The organism is Palleronia pelagia, assembly GCF_900110115.1.
In the GTDB taxonomy this organism is placed as follows: Bacteria; Pseudomonadota; Alphaproteobacteria; order Rhodobacterales; family Rhodobacteraceae; genus Palleronia; species Palleronia pelagia.
The window spans coordinates 224,529-247,441 of sequence record NZ_FOCM01000003.1 but is presented as its reverse complement, the minus strand read 5'-3'; the positions used below and the strand labels follow the sequence as shown (position 1 = coordinate 247,441).

At 68.0% G+C, this 22,913-nt stretch carries 22 protein-coding genes and 1 tRNA gene; 6 read left to right on the top strand and 17 right to left on the bottom strand.

Going from position 1 to position 22,913, the window contains the following annotated elements; genetic code table 11:
* Nucleotides 1-32: 32 nt before the first annotated feature.
* The 5 genes from BMX96_RS08170 to BMX96_RS08150 form a co-directional block, all read right to left on the bottom strand.
* Complete coding sequence (locus BMX96_RS08170; protein WP_091845044.1) at nt 33-1,136, bottom strand: flagellar basal body P-ring protein FlgI; 1,104 nt, start codon at nt 1,134-1,136, stop codon at nt 33-35.
* The gene (locus tag BMX96_RS08165) at nt 1,136-2,101 is read right to left on the bottom strand and encodes a flagellin (RefSeq protein WP_139210014.1); all 966 of its coding nucleotides are present in this window, start codon (nt 2,099-2,101) and stop codon (nt 1,136-1,138) included. Before BMX96_RS08165 ends, BMX96_RS08170 begins: the two co-directional genes overlap by 1 nt.
* A gap of 41 nt (nt 2,102-2,142) precedes the next feature.
* Nucleotides 2,143-3,570 carry a flagellar hook-associated protein FlgK gene (gene flgK / locus BMX96_RS08160; protein WP_175481686.1) on the bottom strand — a complete coding sequence of 476 codons (1,428 nt, stop codon included), beginning with the start codon at nt 3,568-3,570 and terminating at the stop codon, nt 2,143-2,145.
* Nucleotides 3,571-3,627: 57 nt separating this feature from the next.
* Nucleotides 3,628-4,929, bottom strand: coding sequence for a flagellar hook protein FlgE (locus BMX96_RS08155; protein WP_091845041.1), 1,302 nt, complete (start codon nt 4,927-4,929; stop codon nt 3,628-3,630).
* Between the two features lie 79 nt (nt 4,930-5,008).
* Nucleotides 5,009-5,809, bottom strand: a complete 801-nt coding sequence (locus BMX96_RS08150) for a flagellar motor protein MotB (RefSeq protein WP_091845040.1) — start codon at nt 5,807-5,809, stop codon at nt 5,009-5,011.
* A gap of 137 nt (nt 5,810-5,946) precedes the next feature.
* On the opposite strand from BMX96_RS08150, the gene ubiG reads away from it, so the two are divergent.
* Together ubiG and BMX96_RS08140 are read left to right on the top strand one after the other, a co-directional pair.
* On the top strand, nt 5,947-6,657 hold the full coding sequence (gene ubiG, locus BMX96_RS08145; protein ID WP_091845039.1) for a bifunctional 2-polyprenyl-6-hydroxyphenol methylase/3-demethylubiquinol 3-O-methyltransferase UbiG: 711 nt from the start codon (nt 5,947-5,949) through the stop codon (nt 6,655-6,657).
* A 96-nt stretch (nt 6,658-6,753) separates the two neighbouring features.
* Complete coding sequence (locus tag BMX96_RS08140; RefSeq protein WP_091845038.1) at nt 6,754-7,719, top strand: DUF808 domain-containing protein; 966 nt, start codon at nt 6,754-6,756, stop codon at nt 7,717-7,719.
* A gap of 18 nt (nt 7,720-7,737) precedes the next feature.
* On the opposite strand, the gene BMX96_RS08135 is transcribed toward BMX96_RS08140, so the two are convergent.
* A complete protein-coding gene (locus tag BMX96_RS08135) occupies nt 7,738-8,661 on the bottom strand; it encodes an NAD(P)-dependent oxidoreductase (protein ID WP_091845252.1) in 924 nt (307 codons plus the stop codon).
* Nucleotides 8,662-8,754: 93 nt separating this feature from the next.
* Between BMX96_RS08135 and BMX96_RS08130 the strand changes: the two genes are divergently transcribed.
* Nucleotides 8,755-10,179, top strand: a complete 1,425-nt coding sequence (locus BMX96_RS08130; protein WP_091845037.1) for an alkaline phosphatase D family protein — start codon at nt 8,755-8,757, stop codon at nt 10,177-10,179.
* 98 nt (nt 10,180-10,277) lie between these two features.
* Here BMX96_RS08130 and BMX96_RS08125 read toward each other — a convergent pair whose 3' ends face one another.
* The 8 genes from BMX96_RS08125 to BMX96_RS08090 form a co-directional block, all read right to left on the bottom strand.
* The gene (locus BMX96_RS08125) at nt 10,278-10,895 is read right to left on the bottom strand and encodes an Isoquinoline 1-oxidoreductase subunit (protein ID WP_091845251.1); all 618 of its coding nucleotides are present in this window, start codon (nt 10,893-10,895) and stop codon (nt 10,278-10,280) included.
* A gap of 11 nt (nt 10,896-10,906) precedes the next feature.
* Nucleotides 10,907-12,901 carry a xanthine dehydrogenase family protein molybdopterin-binding subunit gene (locus BMX96_RS08120; RefSeq protein WP_407944660.1) on the bottom strand — a complete coding sequence of 665 codons (1,995 nt, stop codon included), beginning with the start codon at nt 12,899-12,901 and terminating at the stop codon, nt 10,907-10,909.
* Nucleotides 12,898-13,095, bottom strand: coding sequence for a hypothetical protein (locus BMX96_RS20185; RefSeq protein ID WP_091845035.1), 198 nt, complete (start codon nt 13,093-13,095; stop codon nt 12,898-12,900). Before BMX96_RS20185 ends, BMX96_RS08120 begins: the two co-directional genes overlap by 4 nt.
* 2 nt (nt 13,096-13,097) lie before the next feature.
* Nucleotides 13,098-13,559, bottom strand: a complete 462-nt coding sequence (locus BMX96_RS08110; RefSeq protein WP_073127016.1) for a (2Fe-2S)-binding protein — start codon at nt 13,557-13,559, stop codon at nt 13,098-13,100.
* A gap of 133 nt (nt 13,560-13,692) precedes the next feature.
* Nucleotides 13,693-13,768: transfer RNA gene (locus BMX96_RS08105), tRNA-Thr, on the bottom strand.
* A gap of 50 nt (nt 13,769-13,818) precedes the next feature.
* Nucleotides 13,819-15,474: a heme biosynthesis protein HemY gene (locus BMX96_RS08100; protein ID WP_091845034.1), complete on the bottom strand. Its 1,656-nt coding sequence runs from the start codon at nt 15,472-15,474 to the stop codon at nt 13,819-13,821.
* An 11-nt stretch (nt 15,475-15,485) separates the two neighbouring features.
* Nucleotides 15,486-16,706 carry a mitofilin family membrane protein gene (locus tag BMX96_RS08095; RefSeq protein WP_091845033.1) on the bottom strand — a complete coding sequence of 407 codons (1,221 nt, stop codon included), beginning with the start codon at nt 16,704-16,706 and terminating at the stop codon, nt 15,486-15,488.
* Between the two features lie 71 nt (nt 16,707-16,777).
* Complete coding sequence (locus tag BMX96_RS08090) at nt 16,778-17,380, bottom strand: uroporphyrinogen-III synthase (RefSeq protein ID WP_407944662.1); 603 nt, start codon at nt 17,378-17,380, stop codon at nt 16,778-16,780.
* A 165-nt stretch (nt 17,381-17,545) separates the two neighbouring features.
* Between BMX96_RS08090 and tsaD the strand changes: the two genes are divergently transcribed.
* Both tsaD and BMX96_RS08080 read left to right on the top strand, forming a co-directional pair.
* On the top strand, nt 17,546-18,625 hold the full coding sequence (gene tsaD / locus BMX96_RS08085; RefSeq protein ID WP_091845031.1) for a tRNA (adenosine(37)-N6)-threonylcarbamoyltransferase complex transferase subunit TsaD: 1,080 nt from the start codon (nt 17,546-17,548) through the stop codon (nt 18,623-18,625).
* Complete coding sequence (locus BMX96_RS08080; RefSeq protein ID WP_091845030.1) at nt 18,622-19,035, top strand: EVE domain-containing protein; 414 nt, start codon at nt 18,622-18,624, stop codon at nt 19,033-19,035. Before tsaD ends, BMX96_RS08080 begins: the two co-directional genes overlap by 4 nt.
* Here BMX96_RS08080 and BMX96_RS08075 read toward each other — a convergent pair.
* The 3 genes from BMX96_RS08075 to ahcY all read right to left on the bottom strand — a co-directional run bounded on the left by BMX96_RS08075 (nt 19,032) and on the right by ahcY (nt 21,964).
* A complete protein-coding gene (locus BMX96_RS08075; RefSeq protein WP_091845029.1) occupies nt 19,032-20,009 on the bottom strand; it encodes an FUSC family protein in 978 nt (325 codons plus the stop codon). The genes BMX96_RS08080 and BMX96_RS08075 overlap by 4 nt on opposite strands.
* Before the next feature lie 77 nt (nt 20,010-20,086).
* Nucleotides 20,087-20,428, bottom strand: coding sequence for a DUF2853 family protein (locus BMX96_RS08070; protein ID WP_073127004.1), 342 nt, complete (start codon nt 20,426-20,428; stop codon nt 20,087-20,089).
* A gap of 150 nt (nt 20,429-20,578) precedes the next feature.
* On the bottom strand, nt 20,579-21,964 hold the full coding sequence (gene ahcY, locus BMX96_RS08065; RefSeq protein ID WP_091845028.1) for an adenosylhomocysteinase: 1,386 nt from the start codon (nt 21,962-21,964) through the stop codon (nt 20,579-20,581).
* A 156-nt stretch (nt 21,965-22,120) separates the two neighbouring features.
* On the opposite strand from ahcY, the gene BMX96_RS08060 reads away from it, so the two are divergent.
* Nucleotides 22,121-22,711, top strand: a complete 591-nt coding sequence (locus BMX96_RS08060) for a YfbR-like 5'-deoxynucleotidase (RefSeq protein ID WP_091845027.1) — start codon at nt 22,121-22,123, stop codon at nt 22,709-22,711.
* Nucleotides 22,712-22,913: the final 202 nt, after the last annotated feature.

Genomic DNA, 22,913 nt, shown 5'->3' with positions numbered 1-22,913 from the left:
GGTTCCACCAAGTCTCCCGTCACATCGACCCCTCATTGCACCACGAGTTCGGCATGCAGCGCGCCGGCGGACTTGATCGTCTTCAGGATGTCGATCATGTCGCGCGGCGCCACGCCCAGCGCATTCAGGCCGGCCACCACCTCGGACAGGGATGTCCCATCCGGCACGACGGCCAGCCCTATCCCCGCCTCGTCCTCGATCCCGACATTGGTGCGGGGTACGACAACCGTCTCACCCGGCGCGAAGGGGTTCGGCTGGACCGCGACCGGTGCTTCCTCGACGCGGATGGTCAGGCCACCCTGGCTGACGGCCACCTGGCTGATCCGTACGTCCGATCCCATGACGATGGTGCCCGATCTCTGGTCCACCACCACGCGCGCACGCCGCTCGGGCTCGACCCGGATATTCTCGATCCGGCCCAGCGCGTGGGCGGGTGAGCGGGCCCGCGTCGCGGCGATATCGACCTCGACCGTTCCCGCGTCCAGCATGATCGCGACCCCGCGGTTCAAATCCGCGTTGATCGCCTGTTCGATCCGGGCCGCCGTGGTGAAGTCGGGGGTCCGCAAGGCCAGCCGCACGCGGGTCAGCGAGCCGAAGTCGAAGTCGATCTCGCGTTCAACGCGTGCGCCGGCCGGCACTGCCCCGGAGGTCGGCACGCCTTGGGTGACAGTGGCCGCGTCACCCTCGGCCGTGGCGCCACCGGCGATGATGGTGCCCTGCGCCACCGCGTAAATCTGGCCGTCCGCAGCATTCAACGGGGTCATGACAAGGGTGCCACCAAGCAGCGAACTGGCGTCGCCGATAGCTGACACGGTCACGTCGATCTGGCTGCCGGCGCGGGCGAAGGGCGGCAAGACCGCGGTCACCAGCACAGCCGCAACGTTGTTGGGGCGAAACTGTTCGCCGGTGACGTTTACGCCCAGCCGTTCCAGCATGCTGGCCATGATCTCTTCGGTGAAGGGGGAATTGCGCAACCCATCTCCGGTGCCATTCAGCCCGACCACCAGGCCGTAGCCCAGCAAGTCGTTGCCCCTGACGCCATCGAACTCCACCAGGTCCTTGATCCGTACCGGCGATGCCGAGGCGGCGGTCAGGCCGAGGATCAAGACCGCGCATGTTATCTCAAGCCAGCGCATCACAGGAAGTTCGCCAGGTTCAGGCGCGATAGGCGCGCGGTCAATGTGTAGAGAGATTCGAGTTGGACCTGCGTCTGCTCGATCCGTGTCGCGGTTTCATAGGGATCGGCTCCTATGAGGCTGATGCGGGTCTGATCAAGCGCCGTTGTTTCGGAGGCGTTCCGGGTGATCGCGCGGTCGATCAGGCCCTGCGCGCTGCCAACCACCGACCGTTCACGGGTCAGTGCGTTGCCCGCGACGCGCAGCCCGCCGATCGCGGTGTCGATTATAGTCTGACGTTCGGCCGGGGCTCCAACGAAGGCGCCGCCGTCGAGAAGTGCGATCCTCGCGATGTTGGCAAGAGTATCCCGGAAGACAGAGGAGTCGGCCCGAAGGCCAAGGTCGACCGCTTCATCCTGGCTGACCCTTTGCGGCGCGAGGTCCTGGGTCGTGCCTTGGTAATCGGTCGTCTCATATCCGCCCCCGGGGCCGAAATAGGCATCAACCGCCGCATTGAAGCTGGCCGCGTCGGGAGCCCCGGCGACGGCCGCTGCCAGGTCGGCCAGGATCGCATCGGCGTCCCGAAGCGGGGGGGTTCCGGTCGCCGTTCCCGAGAACAGGAAGCGGCCCACCCCCGTCGCGTTCATTGACGACACGGTCGTCGCGAAGGCGTCTTGTGCCGCGGCGATGACGGCGGGTTCGACATTGCCGCCGACGCCGCCCTGGGACAGGATCGCTTTCGTCCCAAGATCCTGTACCCGGTCCTGGATACGGCCCAAGCGAGCCTCGGTGGCGTCGGCGAAGACCTTGGCTTCCTTCGCCGCGCTGCTGAGGGCGGCGATTTCGGTCACGCTGCGTTCGAGCGCGGTGAGCATCCCCAGATCGCCCGAAAGGGCGGTGCCCTTGTCGCGCTTGAGGCCAGTGGTCAGTTCGGTCCCCAGCTTGGAGAGCTCGGACGTCAGCCGGGTGTTGGCGCGGCGGGTCACGAAAGTCTGGGCCAGGTCGCCAATGGATGAGAAAGGCAAGGTCAGATCTCCAGAAGTTGCTGCAACATCGAGTCGGCGGCCTGGATCACCCTGGTATTGGCGGTGTAAATCTGTTCGACCAACAAAAGGGTTTGCAGTTCGGCATCGGTATCGACCCCCTGCTCGAGCTCGCGGGCGATCAGTTCAGACGACCGGGACAGCGCAAATGTTCGATCCTGCTCGGCCCGGAACAGGGACGATCCCTGGCTCGACGCGACCTGGTCGGCCTGCCCGCCGAGACTGAAGGATCCGGTTCCAAGCGCAGCCGACGCGGCAGGTTGTGAGGCGCCGAGCGCCGCGCCCAGCGCGTTCAGAAGTCGCGCGTCTCCCTGCGGGCCCGGCGCGGCTGCGCCCAGCCCGTCGCGGAGCCGCCAGACGGCGCCGCCCTGCGCGGGATCCGCCGCCGCGTTCAGAGCCACACGTCCGGCGAGGCCAACTTCGTTGGCGGGGGCAAATGCCGCGCCTGCGTCGGTGAACAAGGCCGGTGCACCGGCGGCGACCGTCGGGTCCACACCGGCGGCAGAGACGCGTGCGATCAGCTCGCGCGCCAGCCCGTCCAGCTGCGCCTGTGCGGCGACCCCGGTGCGATCGCGCAAGTCGAAGGCGGCCTGCAGGGATCCACCCGCCATCCGGCCCGAGTTGCGCGTCATGTCGATGGGTAGGCCGTTGATGCTCAGACCCGACAATGACCCGCCCAGCGCATCGCCGGGCGACATCGCGCCCGCCTGCGAAAACCCGATCTCGGCCGGTCGGTCATCCAGCAGCAAAGCGCCGCCCGTGGTGATCAGCGCCACGCCGCCGTTCGGGCGCGGCAGTTCCCGCAGCGGGACGATCCCGGCAATACTGTCGATCTCGGCCTGGCGGGCGTCCAGAAGGCCGTTCACGTCGTTGCCCTGCACGCGGGCGCGCAGGATGTCGCCATTCAGTGTATCCACGCGGACGAGGCTGGTGTTGAGACGATCAACCTGCGCGGAGATCGACCTGTCAGCGTCGAGCCGGACTGATTGCACCGTTTCGGAGGCCGCGTTGAGGCTGCCGGCGAGGGCGCGCGCGCCGTCGAGCAGCGCGTTCAGCCGCGGCTGCGATGCGGGCTGGCTGGCCGCCTCGGTCAAGAGCCCAGACAGAGCCGCGACGCGACCCGGGATGGATTGCGGCGAGCCGGGCTCTCCCATGGCATCGGCCAATCGTTGCAGGCCGGTTACCTTGCTGTCGCCGCCGGCCACGGCCGCATCCGATGCACGGCGTTCGGCAAGCAGCGCGGGATCCGAAGCGCGCGTGACCCCGGCCACGGTCACTCCGCCGGTGAGGGCCCGGCTGGCCAGGTCGACCTCGCGCTTGCCATAGCCGGGTGTCAGGGCGTTGGCGATGTTCGACGACACGACCTGCGCGCTGCGCCCGGCCGCGCCGAGGCCCGATATGGCGTTGTTCAATGCATTCGAAATGGCCAATTGGGGGCTCCCGTCGATTTTCTAGGGGATCGGCGCCGCTCAGCGCTTGAGGTTGGTGGTTTCCTGCAGCATCTCATCCACCGTCTGGATGATCTTGGCGTTCGACGAATAGGCGCGTTGGGTCTGGATCAGGGTCGTCAGCTCGTTCGCCACGTCAGTGGTGCTGGCTTCACGGGTATAGCCCACGGTCTCACCCACCGGCCCTTCGCCGGCATCCCACAGGAACATGTCGCCGCTATCACCGGTCACCGAGTAGGTCTGGCCATCTCCGGATTTGAGACCATTGGGATTGGCGACATCGATGATCGGCACCTGGTAGATCGACCGGGTGAACCCCGAATCGTAGACGGCGCTGACGATGCCGCTCGGGTCGATCTCCACGCCAAGGAGCGTTCCGACAGACGTGCCGTTCTTCGACAGCGACGAGGGGGCGAAGACCGAGTCCAGCTGGGTGATGGCCGAGTTCTCGTTCAGTCGCCCGATGTCGAGCGAAACCGTCCCGCCGCCGGTCGTCAGGTCCACCGTACCGGTCGCCGGATCATACGCATTGCCGGTCACCGCCGTGACCGACGCCATGGTGCCGCCGCCCGGGTTGCCCGTGTTGAAGTCCAGCGTGTACTCGGCGATGACGGCGCCGGCACTGCCACTGTCGGTCACCTGCATGGTCCATTGGTTCGACGGGGCCGCGCCACCCACGGTCGGGGTGAAAACGACATTCAGCGACTCCTTCTGACCAAGGTTGCCGAAGTATTCCAGGGTGATGTCATACGGATCGCCGCTGGCGCCGGGCGCGCTGTCGTCCGAGGGCAGGTTCACATGCATCGTCATCTCGGTCGTGGGATTGGCCGAGTACTGGTTGTGGAAGATGTTGATCGGCTCCAGCCCGTCGGTGCTGTCACGCGGGAAGGACGGGAAGCTGCCGTCCTGCCGGGCCGGCCAGCCCAGCAGGACATTTCCCACGGGGTCGGTCAGGATGCCGCTATCGTCGGGTCGGAACGATCCCGTGGTCATAAGCGACAGCGGCAGTTCGCCCTGCTGGGACAGCGCCGCTTGCCGCGAGACGGGCAGGAACCCCCGTCCATTCATCGCAATGTCGGTGGCGTTCTGCGTGGTCTGCAACTGGCCACGTTCGTCGATGAGCCGCGCGGTCGAACTGCGCACGCCGCCCGCGTTGAACCGGCTTGCATTGCCGCTTTCGAGGACCATGGCGTGGAAGTCGGTCTCGACCCGCTTGTAGCCCATGGTCGCCGAGTTCGCGATATTGTCCGAAATGCTGGCCAACCGCTGGGCGTTCGCGTTCAGGCCGGAGACCCCGGCGGCGAGGGAGGAAGAGATCGTCATGGGGTGCGCCTTTCTGATGTCACCGCGTCGTCTTTGAGGAAGGGTTAGCCGACCGGGCTTAACAGGCCGCTAACGCAGGTCAGCGCAGCAGGATGAGCTCGATCCGGTTGTTGCGCGGATCGGTCGGCGCCTTGTGCAGCCGGTTCCGGTCGGCAAAGCCGCCGATGCGGGCGATGCGATCGGCCGGGATCGCGTTTCCGGTCATCAGGATGCGCGTCTTCTGGGCCCGGGCCGCTGACAGGTCCCATTCCGCCCGTTCCACCCGAACGACGGGCTGGGCGCGGACATGGCCGTTCACGGCGACCCGGTTCTCGGCCAGGCGGAAGATGTCCGAGACCACCGCGATCAGCTCGCGGCCCAGCGCTGTGGGCGTATCGCGCTCGGGCTCGAACAGCGGCGCGCCGGGGAGGTCGAACATGTCGACGATCAGGCCCTCGTCGGTGATGCGCACGTCGATATGCTGTAGCAGGTCGTCGGCGACGGTCGATTCCCCGGAATTGGCGTCGAGCTGATCCTTCACGTCGCCCAGCGCGTCAGACAGCGCCGCCTCGGCGCCCTGCCCCGCACCTGCGCCGGACGACTGCACCACCTGTGCGCCCCCGGCGCGTCCCACGAACTGGTCGTTCGACGCCACGTCGTCCCCGCCGAACACGCCATCGCCCCCGCCCGAGAGCTTCGCAATGGGGATGGCCGGGTTGAAATAGTCGGCCAGCCCGTTGCGCTGGGTCTCGGTCGTGGCGTTCAGCAGCCACATCAGCATGAAGAAGGCCATCATCGCCGTGACGAAATCGGCATAGGCCACCTTCCAGGCACCGCCGTGATGGCCGTCGCCGCCGCCCTTCTTCTTGCGTTTGATTATGATCGGCGCGTTCGATGCCATGGTGTCACCCCCTTAAATCCCGAAGACGGATCTACGGTCGCAGCGATGAACCGGGGGCTAACCGAATAAGGTCATTGCATGGCTTGGGTGTGGCGCAACCCGCGCTATCTGTGCGGCGAAGGATCGAAGGGGCGGACATGGCCGAAACGAAACGCAACAACCTGCAGATCTACGACGATTTCGCCCGGCAATGGTGGTCGGACGACATCCGCTGGGTGCGCACCCTAAAGAACATGGTGCCGGGGCGTCTGTCGTGGTTCGACCGGCTGATCGATTGGCAGGGCAAGCAGGTGCTGGACCTGGGCTGCGCCGGGGGCTTCATGGCCGAGGCGCTGGACGATCGCGGTGCGCGCGTCACGGGCATCGACCCGGCCGAAGACTCGATCAAGGCCGCGCGGCAACACGCCGAGCAGGGCGGGCGCGACATCCGCTATGACGTGGGCAAGGGCGAGGCGCTGCCCTACGACGACGGCGCCTTCGACGCGGTGGTCTGCGTCGACGTGCTGGAGCACGTGGAAAGCGTCGAGCAGACCCTGCGCGAGGTGGCGCGCGTGCTGCGCCCGGACGGGCTGTTCCTGTTCGACACGCTCAACCGCAACCCCGTGTCGCGCCTGGCGGCGATCACCATGGCCGAGGACGTGCTGCGCATCCTGCCCAAGGGCACCCACGACCCCGATATGTTCATCAAGCCCGCCGAGCTCGACACCCTGCTGAAACGGGCTGGGCTCGCGCCGCGCGAGACGACCGGGCTGGGGCCGCGCAGGTTAAACAAGCGGCTGGATCCGGTCTTCGGCCGCGTGCCCACGACCGCCGTCATCTACATGGGATGGGCGCGCAAGCCGGGCTGATCGCCCCAAGCCACCTGGCCCGCCGTACCGGCCCTCGCATTGCGCGGCCGCCCTGCGGTGCTATGTCACCCCGGAGCAGGCAAAGGAGGACGCCGGATGAGCGGTCTGATCGCGCTACTGGACGACGTGGCGGCCATCGCGAAGGTGGCGGCGGCTTCGGTCGACGATGTCATGGGGCAGGCGGTCAAGGCGTCGTCCAAGGCCGCGGGCGCCGTGATCGACGACGCCGCGGTCACCCCGAAATACGTCCACGGCTTTTCCGCCGACCGCGAGATCCCGATCGTCTGGAAGATCGCCAAGGGGTCGTTCTTCAACAAGATCGTCATCCTGCTGCCCATCGCCCTGCTGCTGTCGGTCTTCGCGCCCTGGGCGATCCCGCCGCTTCTGATGCTGGGCGGCGCCTACCTGTGTTTCGAGGGCGCCGAGAAGGTGCTTCACGCCATCAACCCGGCCGATCATCACGCCGAGGACCTGGTGAAGGAAAAGATGGCCGACGCGCATCTCGAGGAGAAGAAGGTCAAGGGCGCGGTCAAGACGGATTTCATCCTGTCGGCCGAGATCATGACCATCGTGCTGTCGTCCCTGCCCGAGGATATGGGCCTGTGGCGCGTGGCGCTGGTACTGGGCGCGGCGGGAATCCTGATCACCGTGGCGGTTTACGGGGCGGTGGCGGTCATCGTGAAGGCCGACGACGCCGGCGTCGCCATGGCCGCGAAGGGGCGGCTGTCGGTGACGCGGTCGCTGGGCCGGTTCATCGTGAAGGCGATGCCGTGGATCATGAAGGCGCTGGTGGTCATCGGGACCGCCGCCATGGTGTGGGTCGGCGGCAACATCATCGTCCACGGCCTGCACGAGATGGGCTGGCACCTGCCCTACGACATCATCCACGACCTGGCGGTCGCCGCGGGCGATGCGCTGTCGGGCTATCGCGGTGCTGTCGAATGGGCGGTGACGGCGTTCCTCGACGGTGTCATCGGTTTGATCCTGGGCGCGATCCTGGTGCCGGTGGTGAAGACCGTCAGCGGCCTTTTCGGCACCAAGGACAAGGCCGGGGCCCACTGACCCCGGCCAGCCCGGCGCTTATTTCTCGCCCTTCTTGACCTCGTCGGCCAGGTCCAGCCCGTTCAGACGGGCCACGTGGTCGGCGACCATGGGCACGTAATCCGCCCCCTGCCCCAGCGCGGCGACATGGGCGTAGTAGTTCCGCGTGGCCGCGCCGATGGGGTTCATCACCCCCGCCCCCTGCGCCATCGAGGCGACATAGGTCACGTCCTTCAGCGCGTTGGTGATGGTGAACTTGTGCGCCTCGCGATTGCGGTCGACGGCGTAGGACATGAACGTCTCGAAGAACCCGTTGGACATGCGGCTTTCGCCGATGACCTTGCGGATGGTCTGGGGCGAGATACCGGACTTCGCCCCGAGGCTCAGCGCCTCGGCGAAAAGCGCGCCGTAGCCCATGGCGATGAAGTTCATGATCAGCTTCATCCGGTGCGCACTGCCCACGGGGCCGATATGGTTGATGGTGCCGGCCCAGCATTCGATCACCGGCTTCAACGTCTCGAAGGTCGCGTCGTCGCAGCCCACCATGGCGTCCAGCGTGCCTTCCTCGGCTTCCTTCGGGGTGCGGCCCAGCGGCGCGTCCACCATGGTCATGCCCGCCTCGGCCAGCTCTGCCGCCAGCGCGTCGGTCGAGCCGGGATCGGCGGTGGTGCAGTCCACCACGATCAGGCCCTTCTTGCCCGACGCGAGGATGCCGTCCTCGCCCCGGATGATCTCTTCCACCTGGGGGGAATTCGACAGGCAGATATGGATGATGTCGCAAGCCTCGGCCATGGACTTGGGCGTATCGGCCTCGGTCGCGCCCATCCCGACAAGGCTGTCGACGGGGGTGCGGTTGCGGTTGCCCTTGATCTGCATGGGATAGCCGCCCTGCAGGATATTCTTGGCCATGCCGTGGCCCATGTAGCCCACGCCGATAAAGCCGACTGTCGGTTTGTCTGCCATCTTGTCCTCCTCGGTTTCCCGGCAAATGGTATACCAGATCACCGCCGGTTCAAGCGCACTTGCGGGCGGGCGCGGGGGGCTTATCTCAGGGCGATGTTGCCAGACCGTGCCCCCGACACCCTTCCGATGCTGCACCTGCGCAAGGTCGACGAACGGGGCGTGACCCTCGCCGCGACACTGGTCCGCCACGACGGCAGGAAGCCCCCGGTGCTGGAGGCCGATGGCACGCAGGTCGACCCCGTGCGGCTGGGCGGTGCGGCGGGGGCGACCATGTGGCGATACGATTTCCGCCTGCCCGCGGATCCGGCCGCAAGCTACCAGATCGACGGGCGCGAATACCGCGTGAACACCCGCTGGGGCGGCGACCTGAACGTGGCCTACACCTCGTGCAACGGGCAGGAGCATGGCGATCTCGACCGCCCCGAGGCCAGCCGCAACGCCATGTGGCGCCAGCTGGCTGAACGCAACGACCGCGCGCCGCTGCACCTGCTGCTCCAGGGCGGCGACCAGATCTATGCCGACGAGGTGACCGAGGCGCATCCGATCAGCCGCGACTGGCCCGACATCGACACCCGCCCCCAGTCGGCCTCCACGCTGGCCGACCTGCGCGAAGCGCTCCGCCGCGCGTTCTTCCTGCGCTATGCCTTCCAGTCGGCGCAGGCGGGCTATGCCGCGGTCGCCGCGCGCGTGCCCAGCCTGTCCATGTGGGACGACCACGACATCTGCGACGGCTGGGGATCGCTGCCCGAGGACATCCTGGACAGCGACGTGGGCCGCACCCTGTTCGAGGTCGCGCGCGAATCGTTCCTGATGTTCCAGATGGGCTGCGCGCCCGATGAGCAGCCCCCGGTCGCCACCGGGTCGGGGCACCTGTCGTGGCGCGTGGATGCGCCGGGCGTCAGCTTCGTTGCGCCCGACCTGCGCTCCACCCGGCGGCCCGAACGGGTCATGGACGACGCAACCTGGCATGACGTGACCGACGCGATCACCGGCGCTCCGACGGGGCACCTGTTCCTGCTGTCATCGGTCCCCGCCCTGGGGCCGCGGCTGTCGATCGTCGAGCGGCTGATGGGCCTCACGCACCGGATGGAAAAATACGAGGATGACCTGCGCGACCAGTGGCAAAGCCGCACCCACCGGGCCGAATGGCAGCGGTTCCTGCGCCTGATCCTCGACCGGCACGAGCGGCCCGAGACGCCGGTGACGGTCCTGTCGGGCGAGATCCACCTGGCCACGCGCGGCACGATGGATGCCGCGAGCGGGCCGCTGCATCAGCTCGTGGCCTCGGGCATTTCGCATCCCGCGCCGCCCACGGCCTTCGCGCGCGGGCTGGGCACGCTGGCCCGGTTCGGCGAAGCGCCCTTGAAAGGCCACCCGATCCGTCTGCGCGCGCTGCCCGGTCGTCCGGGGATCTACTGCGCGCAACGCAACTACCTGATGCTGACCCGGCGCGACGGCGTCTGGGCCGCCGCCTGGGCGCTGGAGAAGACGGGTCTCACGCCGGAACTGGCGCTGTAGGCAAAGCTTCGGGGCACGCGAAAGCGAGTCCCGGACATCGCTCAAAAGAAAACGGGCCGCCCGTTGGCGGCCCGCTTCAAAAACTTCGGACGGCTAACTCAGCTCGGGCAGCCCGCGCCCGCGTCGATCCAGGCCTGGGTCAGCTCGCCGAACTGCTCCTGCGTGCCCGGCACCGGCGTGCGGCCCTCGCCCGGATGCCAGCCCCAACCGACCAGACCATCCTCGGCGTTGTGCTCGTGGATGGCGGCCAGGTCGCGATTGCCGTTACGCTCGGGGTCCTTCAGCTGGGCGCAGATCTCGGGGACGGTCAAGCCGATCCAGCCCATGGAAAGCGGTGCCAGCATCCAGGGCGAATGGCCGGGGATCGAGCCTTGGGCGCCGGTAAAGGCGACGTTCTCGGCCCCGTGGCAGGTGTTGCACTGCATCCCGATGGCCCCCATGCCGCCCGCGCCGCGCACCACGGGCGGATCGTGCGGCTGCATATCGTCGCCTTGCAGCGGGCCCCCCTCGACCGGGTGGCAGTTCAGGCAGCGCGGGTGTTGCAGCACCTTCGCCATCTCGGTGAACAGCGCCGAGGCCCGTTCGTCGTCGTTCTCGATATCCTCGAAGGCCGAGACGGGCTGAAGCTCGGTCGCGATCTCGGGTTGGTGGCTTTCGGCGAAAACGGGCCCGGCGGCCAGCAGCGCGGCCAGGGCAAGCGTCCCGATCGGTTTCATGGTCATTCCTTTCAGGACATACGATTTACGAAGGGCAGGTCACGGCGCGACACGCCGGTGAGGCTGCGCCAGGCGTTCGCCACGGCCGGGGCGATCGGCGGCAGGCCCGGTTCGCCCACGCCGGTGGGGTTGGCGGTGCTGTCCATGACCGAAACCTCGATCTGCGGCATCTCGGACAGGCGCAGGCTGCGATAGGTGTCGAAGTTGGATTCGCGCACGCGGCCCGTGTCGTCCAGCGTGATCTGCGAATACAGCGCGTGGCCCAGGCCGTAACCGATGCCGCCTTCCATCTGGGCGGCGATCACGTCGGGCGTCACGGCCACACCGCAATCCACGGCACACCAGACCCGGCGCACATGGGGCACGCCGTTGCGATCCTCGACCTCGGCGATCTGGGCCACGTAGCTGCCGAAGCTGCGGGCATAGGCGACGCCGAAGCGCGTGTCGCCGGTGCCGGGCCCCGACCAGTCGGCCATCTCGGCCACCCGCCGCAGGACCGCCGCGTCGCGGGGGCGTTCGTCCTTCATCAAGGCAAGACGCCCCTCGACCGCGTCCTTGCCGCCGGCTTCGAGCAGCTCGTCCAGGAACGTCTCGACCGCGTAGGCCGTGTGCGTGTGCCCGACCGAACGCCACCACAGGACCGGCACGCCCGCCTCGCCCCGCGCCCAGCTCAGCCGGTGGGCCGGGAAGCCATAGGGCAGGTCGTTCGACCCCTCGTAGGACGTGGGATCGAGACCGTTCTGCACGGCCATCGCCTCCATCGGCGTGCCCATCATGATCGACTGGTTCACGACAAGATTGTCCCAGCCGGTGATGTTGCCCTCGGCGTCGAGACCGGCGCGCAGCTTGTGCACGGTCAGCGGGCGGTAATAGCCGCCGCGCATGTCGTTCTCGCGCGTCCACATCAGCTTGTAGGCGCCGTCGCCACCCGCCTTGGCGACGTTGGCGAGCTCGGCCGCGAAATGGGATCCCTGCGTTGCGCGGCGCCCGAACGAGCCGCCGGCGAACATCGTGTGCACGCGTACCTGTTCGGGCGACAGGCCCAGGACACCGGCGATGGTCTGATTGTCGGCGGTCGGGAACTGCGACCCGATCCAGGCGTCGACCTCGCCGTCCTTCACCTCGATCACGCCGTCCAGCGGCTCCATCGACGCGTGGGCGAGATAGGGGAACAGGTATTCCGCCTCGAAGGTGCGGTCAGCCCCGGCCAGCGCATCGTCGATATCGCCGTTGCCCTCGACCTGGGTGCCGGCGCCGGGCTGCGCCTGGGCGCGGAAGGCCTCGGCGATCTGGGCGCTGCTGCGGGTCTCGGCGCTGCTGGTGTCCCACTCGACGCTCAGGGCGTCACGACCCTTCAGCGCGGCGAAGGTATTGTCGGCGATGACGGCCACGCCGCTGGGCACCTGCGCCACCTGGCGGACGCCGGCGACCTGCATGGCGGCGCTGTCATCGACCGTCACCACCGTTGCGCCGAATTGCGGCGGGTGCAGCAGGGCGACGGTCTTCATCCCATCGCGGTAGATATCCAGCGCAAAGGTCGCCTGTCCCGTGGACTTGGCGGCCGAGTCGGTGCGCGTGACCTTCGTGCCCACCAGCGTGAAATCGGCGGGATCCTTCAGCTGCACGCCGACCGGTATCTCGCTTTCCATCGCTTCTTCGGCCAGCTCGCCGAACGTGGCGCTGTTGCCCGACCGCTCGTGGCTGACCACGCCCTTCGAGACGGTGATCTCGGTCGCGGGCACACCCCAGCGGCGGCCGGCGGCATCGACCAGCATCGCCCGCGCGGCGGCCCCGGCCTCGCGCATCTGCATGTAGCTGTTGGACAGGCCGGTGGAGCCGCCCGTGCCCTGGATCCCGAAGGCCAGGTTCTTGTAGAGCGTCACGTCCTCGGGTGCGGCCTCGGCCCGGACCTGGGACCAGTCGGCGTCCATCTCTTCGGCGACCAGCACCGGCAGGCCGGTATTCGCGCCCTGGCCGATCTCGATATGCTTGACCAGAACGGTCACGGTGTTGTCCGGCGCCACGCGCACGAAGGCATTCGGCGCAAGCTGCGCCGAATGCCTTCGGTCACGACGCGGGCGGCCTGGGCGCGGGACTTGCCCGGCAGATGGGTGGCGATGACAAGGCCGGTGGCCCCGGCAAGGAAACCCCGGCGCGTGGTCGCGACACGGGGGGCGGCTTTGGCGATGTGCGGCAGCATGATCAGGCCTCCAGGTTGTCCGAGGCCTGGCGGATGGCCTGGCGGATGCGAACGTAAGTTGCACAGCGGCAGATGTTGCCGGCCATGGCGTTGTCGATCTCCTCGTCCGTGGGCTTGGGGATCATCTGCAGCAGCGACGTGGCCGCCATGACCTGCCCCGACTGGCAGTATCCGCATTGCGGGACGTTGATATCGACCCAGGCCGCCTGGACCACCTCGGCCTCGGGGCCGGTGACGCCTTCGATGGTCTCGACCCGCGCGCCGTCCAGCGTCGACAGGGGCGTGACGCAGGACCGGCGCGACATGCCGTCCAGCATCACGGTACAGGCCCCGCAGGCCGCGATGCCGCAGCCGAACTTGGTGCCGGTCAGCCCAAGCTCGTCGCGCAGCACCCACAGAAGCGGCGTGTCCGGGTCTGCGTCGACTGTGACCTCGCGGCCGTTGACGGTGAAGGTGGTGGACATGACAGCTCTCCTTGGCGCGTGCGGCGGGTTGCGGGAGAGCATAGCGCGAGCCGCACCCTCGTCAGGCGGCGCGGCGGTAAAAGTGATCGGAATTCGGCCGATCCAGCTTCCGAGAATTTTCAGTGAAAACGGGTGGTGCCGCTGAAGGGACTCGAACCCCCGACCCCATCATTACGAATGACGTGCTCTACCAGCTGAGCTACAGCGGCGTCCACCGGCGCGGTCTGTAACAAGGATACCGCGGCGGTGGAAGGGCAATTCAGGGGCGGCGGGCGTTTTCCTCGTCGCGCTGGTCCTGGGGCACGATGACCTCGGCTTCGGGCACCGCCGTGGCCTCGGGCGTCTCGTCGGCGCCGACCGGCTGGACCTTGGGATCGGGCTTCGGCGCGGGCTCGGGGGCCGGCTCGGCCGCGGGCTTCTCCTCGGCCTTCGGTTCGGCGGCCGGCGCGGGCTCGGACGGGATCGGCGGCTCGGACGGGGTGGTCGTCGTCGCGGACTCTTCCTGCGCGTCGGGGATCACGATGTCGCTGCTGGGCGACCCGCCGGCAACGACCAAGGGTAGCATCTCGGCCTGTTTCGGCACCGAGATCGACCCGGCCTTGGGTTCCGTCCAGCTGAGCGTGTCGAACGCACCGCAATTGCCGCAGACGGGCTCCCATTCGCCGTGCACCGTCTGGCAGTTGTCGCAGACCCATTGCGGGCCGCGCGGCGCCGTCACGGCACGGGCAAGCCAGCCGCGCACGATCGCATCATCGGCGCCCTCGCCCCGCTCGATCGCGGCCATGATGGTGATCGACCGCGTCGTCGGGTGAGAGGTCGCCAGGTCCCCCAGCGCGCGACGTGCGGCCGGGAAGTCCTCGTTGGCGATGTGCAGCTCGGCCAGCAGCATCTTGGTTTCCGGGTGGTCGGGCTTCAACCGCGTCAGGGTGCCGAAGCGGCGCACGCGCTCGCCCGTCGTCTCGTCGGGCGAGATGTCGGCGAAGGCCGCGGCGAGGTCGGGATGCGGCTGTGCCTCCCAGGCCTTCTTCAGCACCCGGGTCGCGTAACGGGTCTGGTTGTTCCTGATGTAGCCCCGCGCGGCCATGACGGCCGCCGGGATCAGGTCGGGCGACAGGCGGTTGGCCTCGATCGCGTTCTCGCGGACCGAGATCGTGCTGTCCTCGGCCAGAAGGTCCTTCGCCTCGGACAGGGCCAGCACGGCGTCGCGCCGCTTGTGAACGTCGCGCGGCAGGGTTCCGTATTTCAGCTTGGCGCCCAGTGTCTTGCGCGCCCCGGCCCAGTCATGCTTGCCCGCTTGCAGCCGCAGCAGGGTATCCTGCGTCTCGGCGTGCTTGGGCTTCAGCGCGAAGGCCTTTTCGGCCAGCGCAAGCGCGGTGTCGGTGTCGCCGTCTTGGAGCTTCTGCTTCAGCAGGCCGCGCACGCCGACGAAGCGGGTGCGATCCTCGGCCAGCAATTCCTTGTAGACACGCTCGGCTGTGGCGCGGTCGCCGGTCATCTCGGCGCCCTGGGCCACCAGCAGGTTGGTCAGCTCGGGGCGATCCAGGTATTTCTGCGCCCGCGCGGCCTTGGCCTGCGCCTCCTTGCCTTCGCCCGAGGCCAGCGCCAGCAGGGCGTCGCCCAGAGCGGCAAGGCCCTTCTGCTCGCGGTTGCGCGAGAAATGGCGGCTCAGCGCCGTCTCGTCGCCGTTCAGGAACCGCAGGATCGCGACCAGCAGGCTGATGATCTTCAACACGATCCAGACCGCGACGATCAGCAGGATCAGCGCGATGGCCGCCTGAAGCGGCCCGAGCGTGAATTCGGTATTGGCGACGGCGACGCGGATGGCGCCATCTGCATTCAGCAACTGGCCCGCGCCCCAGGTCAGGGCGGCGACGGCACAGAAGAACAGAACGACCTTCAGAAGGGACCACAGCATGACGATCGTCCTCAGTTAGCGTTGGAAGTCGGCGACAGGTCGGCCAGCGCGGCGCTGGCGCGCAGCCGGGTCTCGGCGCGGGCGATCCAGTCGGACATGGCATCGCGACCCTCCTGGGGCAGCGCGTCGAGCTCGGTCAGCGCGGCCCGAAGATCGCCCTCGTTCAGGCGGGCCTGGGCGCGGCTCAGAACCGCGTCGGGGCCGCTGCCCTCTTGCTCGCTCAGCGCGCGGGCACCGGTCTGCGCCTTCACGAACGCACCGATGCGCGACAGTGCGCCGTCGCCGGCCGTCACGGCCAGCGAGGCGTCCAGACCGTCGCGCGCGGCGGCGTCGAAACTGTCCTGCAACGACGACAGGGTGGCCACGCCTTGACCGGCGGGCGCGCTGAGCGCCTCGGGCACGTCCTGGCCGCTCGCGTCCTCGAAGGCGCCCACGGCATCGGCGAAGGGCGCACCGCTTTCGATGGCGGCGCGCATCTCGCTGATCGCGGCCTGCGCAGCGATGCGGCGGGTCTCGGTCTCGGCGGCGGTCTCGGCGCCGGCGATGGCCTCGGACTGTGCGTCGACCTGGGCCGAAAGGTCGGCCAGCCGCTGTTCCAACGCGGCGACGCTGTCGGTGCTCGCCCCCGGCTCGAGCGCCGCGACCTGCGCGGCAAGCTCGTCGATCCGCTGGGACAGCTGCCCCTGGATCGAATTCTGCGCGTCGGTGAGGTCTTCGATCATAGACAGGTCCACGCCGGCGGTCTGACCCTCGGCGTCTTCGCCCGGCGCAAGACCGGCGAGACCGGCCTCGACCCCGCCGATGCGCTCATCCAGCGAATCGATGTTCTGGGCCAGCGACCCGAAATTCTGCTGCAATTCGGTCAGCCCGGCATCCGAGGCGTCCAGCCGCTCGGTCACCTCGTCGGGGGCGCCCAGCGCCGCCTCGATCGCGTCGATCCGGGCTTCCTGCGCGGCGACAACCTCGACCAGCGCTTCGTCCTCGCCAGCGCCGAACAGGCCGAATTCACCGTAATAGGCCGCGCCGTATCCCAGCGCGGCGGCGATGAAACCCCCAAGGAAAAGCGTGGCGAACGGGGTGCGGCTGGTTTCGTGGGCGGCCCGGCTGTCATCGTTGCCGGTGCTCCGCGTCTCGGGCGTCGTGGTCGCGGTCGTCTCGGTCGTGGGGTCGGCCTTGGTGTCTTCGGCGCCGCCCCGGGTCGTGTCGGTGCTTTCGGTCTTTGCCTCGGTCATGCCAACGTCTTCCCACCTTCTCGCCGCCCGGACGGGTCGGCTGTTCCTGCTTTCCAAAGCGTCACGCGACCTTAGCGTTCCACTGCCGGTGCAACAAGGGCGGCCACCAGAGCCGCCATCCCCGCCGCATCGGGCGTTGATGCAATATGTTGCACACCGCCCAAAGGCCAAGCCCGCGCGACCGCCGAACTGATCGAAAGCACCTGCGCGCTGTCGTCCACCTGCTCCAATCCGTCCGCCAACAGGCGTGCCGTGCGCGCGGAGAACAACGGCAGGATCGCACCCGGCCCGGACGCCGCGCGGATCGCGGCGGCACCGGGCGCGCGCGAGACCTGGTCATAGACGACGCGGGCCTCGGCCAGCACGCCAAGCTCCCGCAGTGCGCCCGCCAGGTCGCCGGTGACGTGTTGGCCGTGCAGGTGCAGGATCGGCCCGGCGCCCTGCGTCATCAGCCATTCCGGCAGTTCAGCGGCCTGCCCCGGTCCGTCGGCGCAGTCGAATCCCAGCGCGCGCGCCACCGCCCCGGTGCGTGGTCCCACGGCAAAGGCGCGCCGGTCCCGCAGGCCCAGTGCGGCGGCGCGGATGGCCCCGTGTTCGGAGGTGAAGACCAGATCGCCCCCCGGCAGGTCTCCGGGCGCCATCGGCACGATCTCCAGCACGGGCGCGAACAGGATCGGCCCCCCGAAACCCAGGCCGCGTACCGTGCGGGCGAATCTCAGGGCGGCCGGGCGCGGACGCGAAAGGACAAGCGGCGGCGCGGGGATGGCGCGGCTCCTTCACAATGGACGGCTGCAGGGCCAAGTGGTAGGCCCGGGCGACTTCCAAGGCAACAGGCCGGCATGGACACGACGCTCACCATTCTCGGCATCGAAAGCAGCTGCGACGACACCGGCGCGGCCGTTGTGCGGCACGCCCCCGGCCAGCCGCCCGAGATCCTGTCGAACGTGGTCTTCGGGCAGGCCGACCTGCACGCGGCCTTCGGCGGCGTGGTGCCCGAGATCGCCGCCCGCGCCCACGTGGAGAAACTGGACCTCGCCATCGAGCGCGCGCTGGCGGCCGCCGATCTCGGGCCGCGTGACCTGGACGGCGTGGCGGTGACCGCGGGCCCGGGCCTCATCGGCGGGGTGATGGCGGGCGTGATGTGCGCCAAGGGTTTCGCCGCCGCACTGGGCCTGCCGATCATCGGCGTGAACCACCTGGCCGGCCACGCGCTGACGCCCCGGCTGACCGACGGGCTGGCGTTCCCGTATCTCATGCTGCTGGTCTCGGGCGGGCATTGCCAGTTCCTGCGCGTGACGGCCGCCGACAGGTTCACCCGGCTGGGCGGCACCATCGACGACGCACCGGGCGAGGCCTTCGACAAGATCGCGAAGGCCCTGTCCCTGCCCCAGCCCGGCGGCCCCGAGGTCGAGCGGGCGGCGGCGCGTGGCAGCGATGTCATCACCCTGCCCCGGCCCCTGCTGGACCGGGACGGCTGCGACATGTCCTTCTCGGGGCTGAAAACCGCCGTGCTGCGCGCCCGCGACGCGGCGCTGGTCGACGGCACCCTGCCCGCGTCCACCCGCGACGACATCTGCGCGTCGTTCCAGGCGGCGGTGGCCGATATCCTGGTGGCCAAGTCGCGCCGCGCGCTGGACCTGATGCCCGAGGCCACCGCCTTCGCCGTGGCCGGGGGCGTGGCGGCCAACGGCGCGATCCGGGCCGGGCTGAGCGACCTTTGCGCAGAACGGGGCATCGCCTTCACCGCGCCGCCTTTGGCGCTTTGCACCGACAACGCGGCGATGATCGCCTGGGCGGGGATCGAACGCCTCCGCCTGGGGCAGACCGACGACATGAGCCTGGCCGCGCGCCCGCGCTGGCCGCTGGATACCGAGGCCGCGCCCATGCTGGGCAGCGGCCGCAAGGGGGCGAAGGCATGAGCTACTGGCTGTTCAAATCGGAACCCTCGACCTGGTCGTGGGACGACCAGGTCGCCAAGGGCGACGCGGGCGAGGAATGGGACGGCGTGCGCAATTACCAGGCGCGCAACTTCATGCGCGAGATGGCGGTGGGCGACCTGGGCTTCTTCTACCACTCGCAGAAGGAACGTGCTGTCGTGGGCATCGTCGAGGTCATCGCCACGGCGCATCCCGACAGCACCACCGACGACGACCGCTGGGAATGCGTGGACATCAAGGCGGTCGAGCCGCTGCCGACGCCCGTGACACTGGACCAGATCAAGGCCGACGACCGGCTGGCCGACATGGTGCTGGTGAAGAATTCCCGCCTGTCGGTGCAGCCCGTGACGCCCGGGGAATGGGAGTTGATACGCGACCTGGGCGGGCTCTAGCCCTCGCGCAGGGTCTTGGCCGCGTCGGGCTTCAGGATCATCAGGACGCCGTAGCCCACGATGCCCAGCGCGTAGGTCATCGCCGCCGCGGCCGCCATCGTGTACAGCCGTTCCGCCGCCAGGGTGCTGACGGGCGAGACCAGCGCCAGAAGCTCCAGCACGCAGATCGTCAGCATCGCGGTGAAGATGGTGTAGCTATAGGGCAGCATCCGAAAGGCCAGCGGCAGGCTGACAGCGCCCAGCGTCACCACCAGCCACGTCGCCTCGCTGACCAGCGCGACGGCGACCGCGGCGGCGGTGCCCAGCACGGTGCCCACGGTCCGCTTCAGGGTGCGCCGGAACAGCCGCCCGTGCGGCGGCAGGCACAGCACCACGAAGGTCAGCGGAAACCAGAACCCGTGATCGCCGAAATACCGCCCGCCGATATAGACCGAGAGCGTCAGCCCCACGGCGAAGGCGATGCCGAAGACCAGCGCGTACTCGGCGCTCTCCTGGTCCTCGTCGCCGGTGGTGCGGCTCTGGCCGAAGACGTGGGTGACGCCCAGGCTCCAGACCATGGCGAGGATGAACAGCGCGAACAGCAGCGGTTTTTCGGTCGCAGGCAGAATCGGGCTGGTGAAGACGGTCCAGGTGATCAGCGCGCGCAGGGGTGGGCGCGCCATGCCGCGCAACCCGCAGATGCCGGTCATTATTCCCAGTGAGGCAGCGGTGAGCAGCGCCAGGTCTGGATCACCGAGGCTCAGCAGTCCCGAAATGACCAGCACCAATGACACGACGGTGCCGGTCAGGACGCCCTCGTCCTTGGCCGACAGGTGCGCGGCCAGCGAGGCGATGAAGGCCACAGCGCCCATGCGGCCGAAGGCAAGGATGGCAAGAACGGGCGGCACCGCCACGGCCAGCGTGGTGATCGCCACCTCGCGCCACGGCATGGGGTCGTCACCCTCGAAAAACCATCCCCGGATTGCGTCCTTCATGCACGTCCCGCCCCATTGCTGAGGCGGGATCTAGGGGCGGTTCCCCCGGGGGCCAGTGCGCCCCCGCGCAGGGGGGCTCAGGAATAGGCGGCTTCGCGGCCGAAATGCTTGGTCAGCATGTAGTAGACCACGGCGCGATACTTGTTGCGGTTCTCGCGGCCATAGATGCGGATGACCTCCTGGATGCCGCCCATCAGGCTGTCGTTGTCGGGCAGGCCCAGCTTCTTCATCAGGAAGTTCTCGCGGATACGGTTGAGCTCTTCCGTGTCGCTGGCGGCCACGGTGGACGCGTCATCGTTGTAGATCGCCGGGCCGCAGCCGATGGTGACCTTGCGCAGAAGGTCCATGTCCGGCTCCATCCCGCATTTCTCACGCAGGTCGGCCGCGTATTTCTCGATCAGGTCATCCCGTTTTCCCATGGCGCGTTGTCCTCCTGTTATGGTGCCGCGCGCAGTTTCGAAGGCAAAACAGGCGTGCGTCAAGCTTGGCATGACGCGAAAGCCCCCATGGGCAAACGAAAAGGCCCCGGCGATACCGGGGCCCCACAAGGACTGTCGCTTGACTGAAGCTCAGTAGCGGTAATGCTCGGGCTTGAACGGACCCTCGGGCGTCACGCCGATATAGGCGGCCTGCTCGGGATCCAGCTGGGTCAGTTTCACGCCGATCCGGTCCAGGTGCAGGCGGGCGACCTTCTCGTCCAGATGCTTGGGCAGGATGTAGACGTCGTTCTCGTACTGGCCGCCGTTCTTCCAGAGCTCGATCTGCGCCAGCACCTGGTTGGTGAAGGACGCGGACATCACGAAGGACGGGTGGCCGGTGGCGTTCCCGAGGTTCAGCAGACGGCCCTCGGACAGCAGGATCAGTCGATTGCCCGAGGGCATCTCGATCATGTCCACCTGGTCCTTGATCTTGGTCCATTTGTGGTTCTTCAGGCTGGCGACCTGGATCTCGTTGTCGAAGTGGCCGATGTTGCCGACGATCGCCATGTCCTTCATCTCGCGCATGTGCTCGATGCGGATGACGTCCTTGTTGCCGGTTGTGGTGATGAAGATGTCGGCGTCCGCGACCACGTCTTCCAGCAGCACGACCTCGAACCCGTCCATGGCGGCCTGCAGCGCGCAGATCGGGTCGACCTCGGTCACCTTCACGCGGGCACCGGCGCCGCGCAGCGACGCGGCCGAGCCCTTGCCCACGTCACCGTAGCCCATGACCACGGCGACCTTGCCGGCCATCATGGTGTCGGTGGCGCGGCGGATACCGTCGACGAGCGACTCCTTGCAGCCGTACTTGTTGTCGAACTTCGACTTGGTGACGCTGTCGTTCACGTTGATCGCAGGGAAAGGCAGACCGCCCTTCTTCTTCAGGTCATAGAGGCGGTGCACACCGGTGGTGGTCTCTTCGCTGACGCCCTTGATCTGCTCCTTCATCTTGGTGAACCAGCCGGGCGAGGCTTCCATACGCTTCTTGATCTGCTTCTGGATGACCTCTTCCTCTTCCGAGGTGGCCACGCCGAATTCCTCGCCGCCCTCGATCCGGGCGCCCAGCAGGATATACAGCGTCGCGTCGCCGCCATCGTCCAGGATCATGTTGGGGCCGTCGTCGAACTGGAACGACCGGTCGAGGTAGTCCCAGTGCTCTTCCAGGGTCTGGCCCTTCACGGCGAAGACCGGCACCCCGGCCTTGGCGATAGCCGCGGCGGCGTGGTCCTGGGTCGAGAAGATGTTGCACGAGGCCCAGCGCACATCGGCGCCCAGCGCCACCAGCGTCTCGATCAGGACGCCGGTCTGGATCGTCATGTGCAGGCTGCCCACGATACGCGCGCCCTTCAGGGGTTTTTCCTCGCCGAATTCCTCGCGGCAGGCCATCAGGCCCGGCATCTCGGTTTCCGCGATGTCCAGCTCCATCCGGCCGTAGTTGGCCAGGCCGATATCCTTCACGACATAGTCGTCAGACATGTCCACCATCCTTTGCAAAATTTTCTGCGCCATAGCACTCAACGGGCCACCGGGCAACGCAGCGCCACGTCGCGGTCGCGGAAGGACACGGTCGCGCCCGTCAGCGTCCCGCGTTATGGCTGCGGAAACGGACACATCGGCACCGAAGGCTTACCCATGAAGACCCCCCGCGCATGGCAGCGGATGCTGTCGGGCCGCAGGCTGGACCTGCTGGATCCCACTCCGATGGATATCGAGATCGAGGACATCGCCCATGGTCTGTCCTTCGTCGCGCGCTGGAACGGGCAGACGAGGGGCGATTTCGCCTACAGCGTGGCCGAGCATTCCCTGCTGGTCGAAACCCTGTTCACCGCGACCAGCGCCCGTCCCGATCCGCGCTGGCAGCTGGCCGCGCTGCTGCACGACGCGCCGGAATACGTCATCGGCGACATGATCTCGCCGGTGAAGGCCACCATCGGCGCCAACTACGGCGAACTGGACGCCCGGCTGACGGCGGCGATCCACCTGCGGTTCGGCCTGCCCGCCGCCCTGCCGCAGAACATCAAGCGGCAGATCAAGGCGGCGGACCGGGTCAGTGCATGGATGGAAGCGGTGCAGATCGCAGGTTTCGCCGAAGCGGAGGCAACGCGATTCTTCGGACGGCCGAACTCCGAGCTGATCGCGGATCTCGACATCGTCCTGCGCCCCCCGCGCGACGTGCGGGCGGCGTTCACCGCCCGTCACGCGTCTCTGCTGGCGCAGATCTGAAGCCCGAACGCCGGTCGCTGTGCCACCGCTCGGTCCGGGCGTCTTCTGCCCGTTTCTGCGCGCGGTTGCGGTAACCGGGTTCCTGGCGCGTGGCGACGAGGAAGCTTTGAGCGAAGATGTTCATCATGACAGGATCCTTTCCTGCGGTGAGGGTTCCGGTGGGCCCCTTGGGACCAAGGAAGGGAACGATGCGCTTCTTACG

Excerpts from the sequence above, each read along its gene's own strand:
- BMX96_RS08170 (WP_091845044.1), bottom strand. The coding sequence starts at position 1,136 with ATGCGCTGGCTTGAGATAACATGCGCGGTCTTGATCCTCGGCCTGACC.
- BMX96_RS08155 (WP_091845041.1), bottom strand. The coding sequence starts at position 4,929 with ATGACGATCTCTTCCTCCCTCGCCGCCGGGGTCTCCGGCCTGAACGCG.
- BMX96_RS08150 (WP_091845040.1), bottom strand. The coding sequence starts at position 5,809 with ATGGCATCGAACGCGCCGATCATAATCAAACGCAAGAAGAAGGGCGGC.
- ubiG (WP_091845039.1), top strand. The coding sequence starts at position 5,947 with ATGGCCGAAACGAAACGCAACAACCTGCAGATCTACGACGATTTCGCC.
- BMX96_RS08140 (WP_091845038.1), top strand. The coding sequence starts at position 6,754 with ATGAGCGGTCTGATCGCGCTACTGGACGACGTGGCGGCCATCGCGAAG.
- BMX96_RS08135 (WP_091845252.1), bottom strand. The coding sequence starts at position 8,661 with ATGGCAGACAAACCGACAGTCGGCTTTATCGGCGTGGGCTACATGGGC.
- BMX96_RS08130 (WP_091845037.1), top strand. The coding sequence starts at position 8,755 with ATGTTGCCAGACCGTGCCCCCGACACCCTTCCGATGCTGCACCTGCGC.
- BMX96_RS08125 (WP_091845251.1), bottom strand. The coding sequence starts at position 10,895 with ATGAAACCGATCGGGACGCTTGCCCTGGCCGCGCTGCTGGCCGCCGGG.
- BMX96_RS20185 (WP_091845035.1), bottom strand. The coding sequence starts at position 13,095 with ATGCTGCCGCACATCGCCAAAGCCGCCCCCCGTGTCGCGACCACGCGC.
- BMX96_RS08110 (WP_073127016.1), bottom strand. The coding sequence starts at position 13,559 with ATGTCCACCACCTTCACCGTCAACGGCCGCGAGGTCACAGTCGACGCA.
- BMX96_RS08100 (WP_091845034.1), bottom strand. The coding sequence starts at position 15,474 with ATGCTGTGGTCCCTTCTGAAGGTCGTTCTGTTCTTCTGTGCCGTCGCC.
- BMX96_RS08095 (WP_091845033.1), bottom strand. The coding sequence starts at position 16,706 with ATGACCGAGGCAAAGACCGAAAGCACCGACACGACCCGGGGCGGCGCC.
- tsaD (WP_091845031.1), top strand. The coding sequence starts at position 17,546 with ATGGACACGACGCTCACCATTCTCGGCATCGAAAGCAGCTGCGACGAC.
- BMX96_RS08080 (WP_091845030.1), top strand. The coding sequence starts at position 18,622 with ATGAGCTACTGGCTGTTCAAATCGGAACCCTCGACCTGGTCGTGGGAC.
- BMX96_RS08075 (WP_091845029.1), bottom strand. The coding sequence starts at position 20,009 with ATGAAGGACGCAATCCGGGGATGGTTTTTCGAGGGTGACGACCCCATG.
- BMX96_RS08070 (WP_073127004.1), bottom strand. The coding sequence starts at position 20,428 with ATGGGAAAACGGGATGACCTGATCGAGAAATACGCGGCCGACCTGCGT.
- ahcY (WP_091845028.1), bottom strand. The coding sequence starts at position 21,964 with ATGTCTGACGACTATGTCGTGAAGGATATCGGCCTGGCCAACTACGGC.
- BMX96_RS08060 (WP_091845027.1), top strand. The coding sequence starts at position 22,121 with ATGAAGACCCCCCGCGCATGGCAGCGGATGCTGTCGGGCCGCAGGCTG.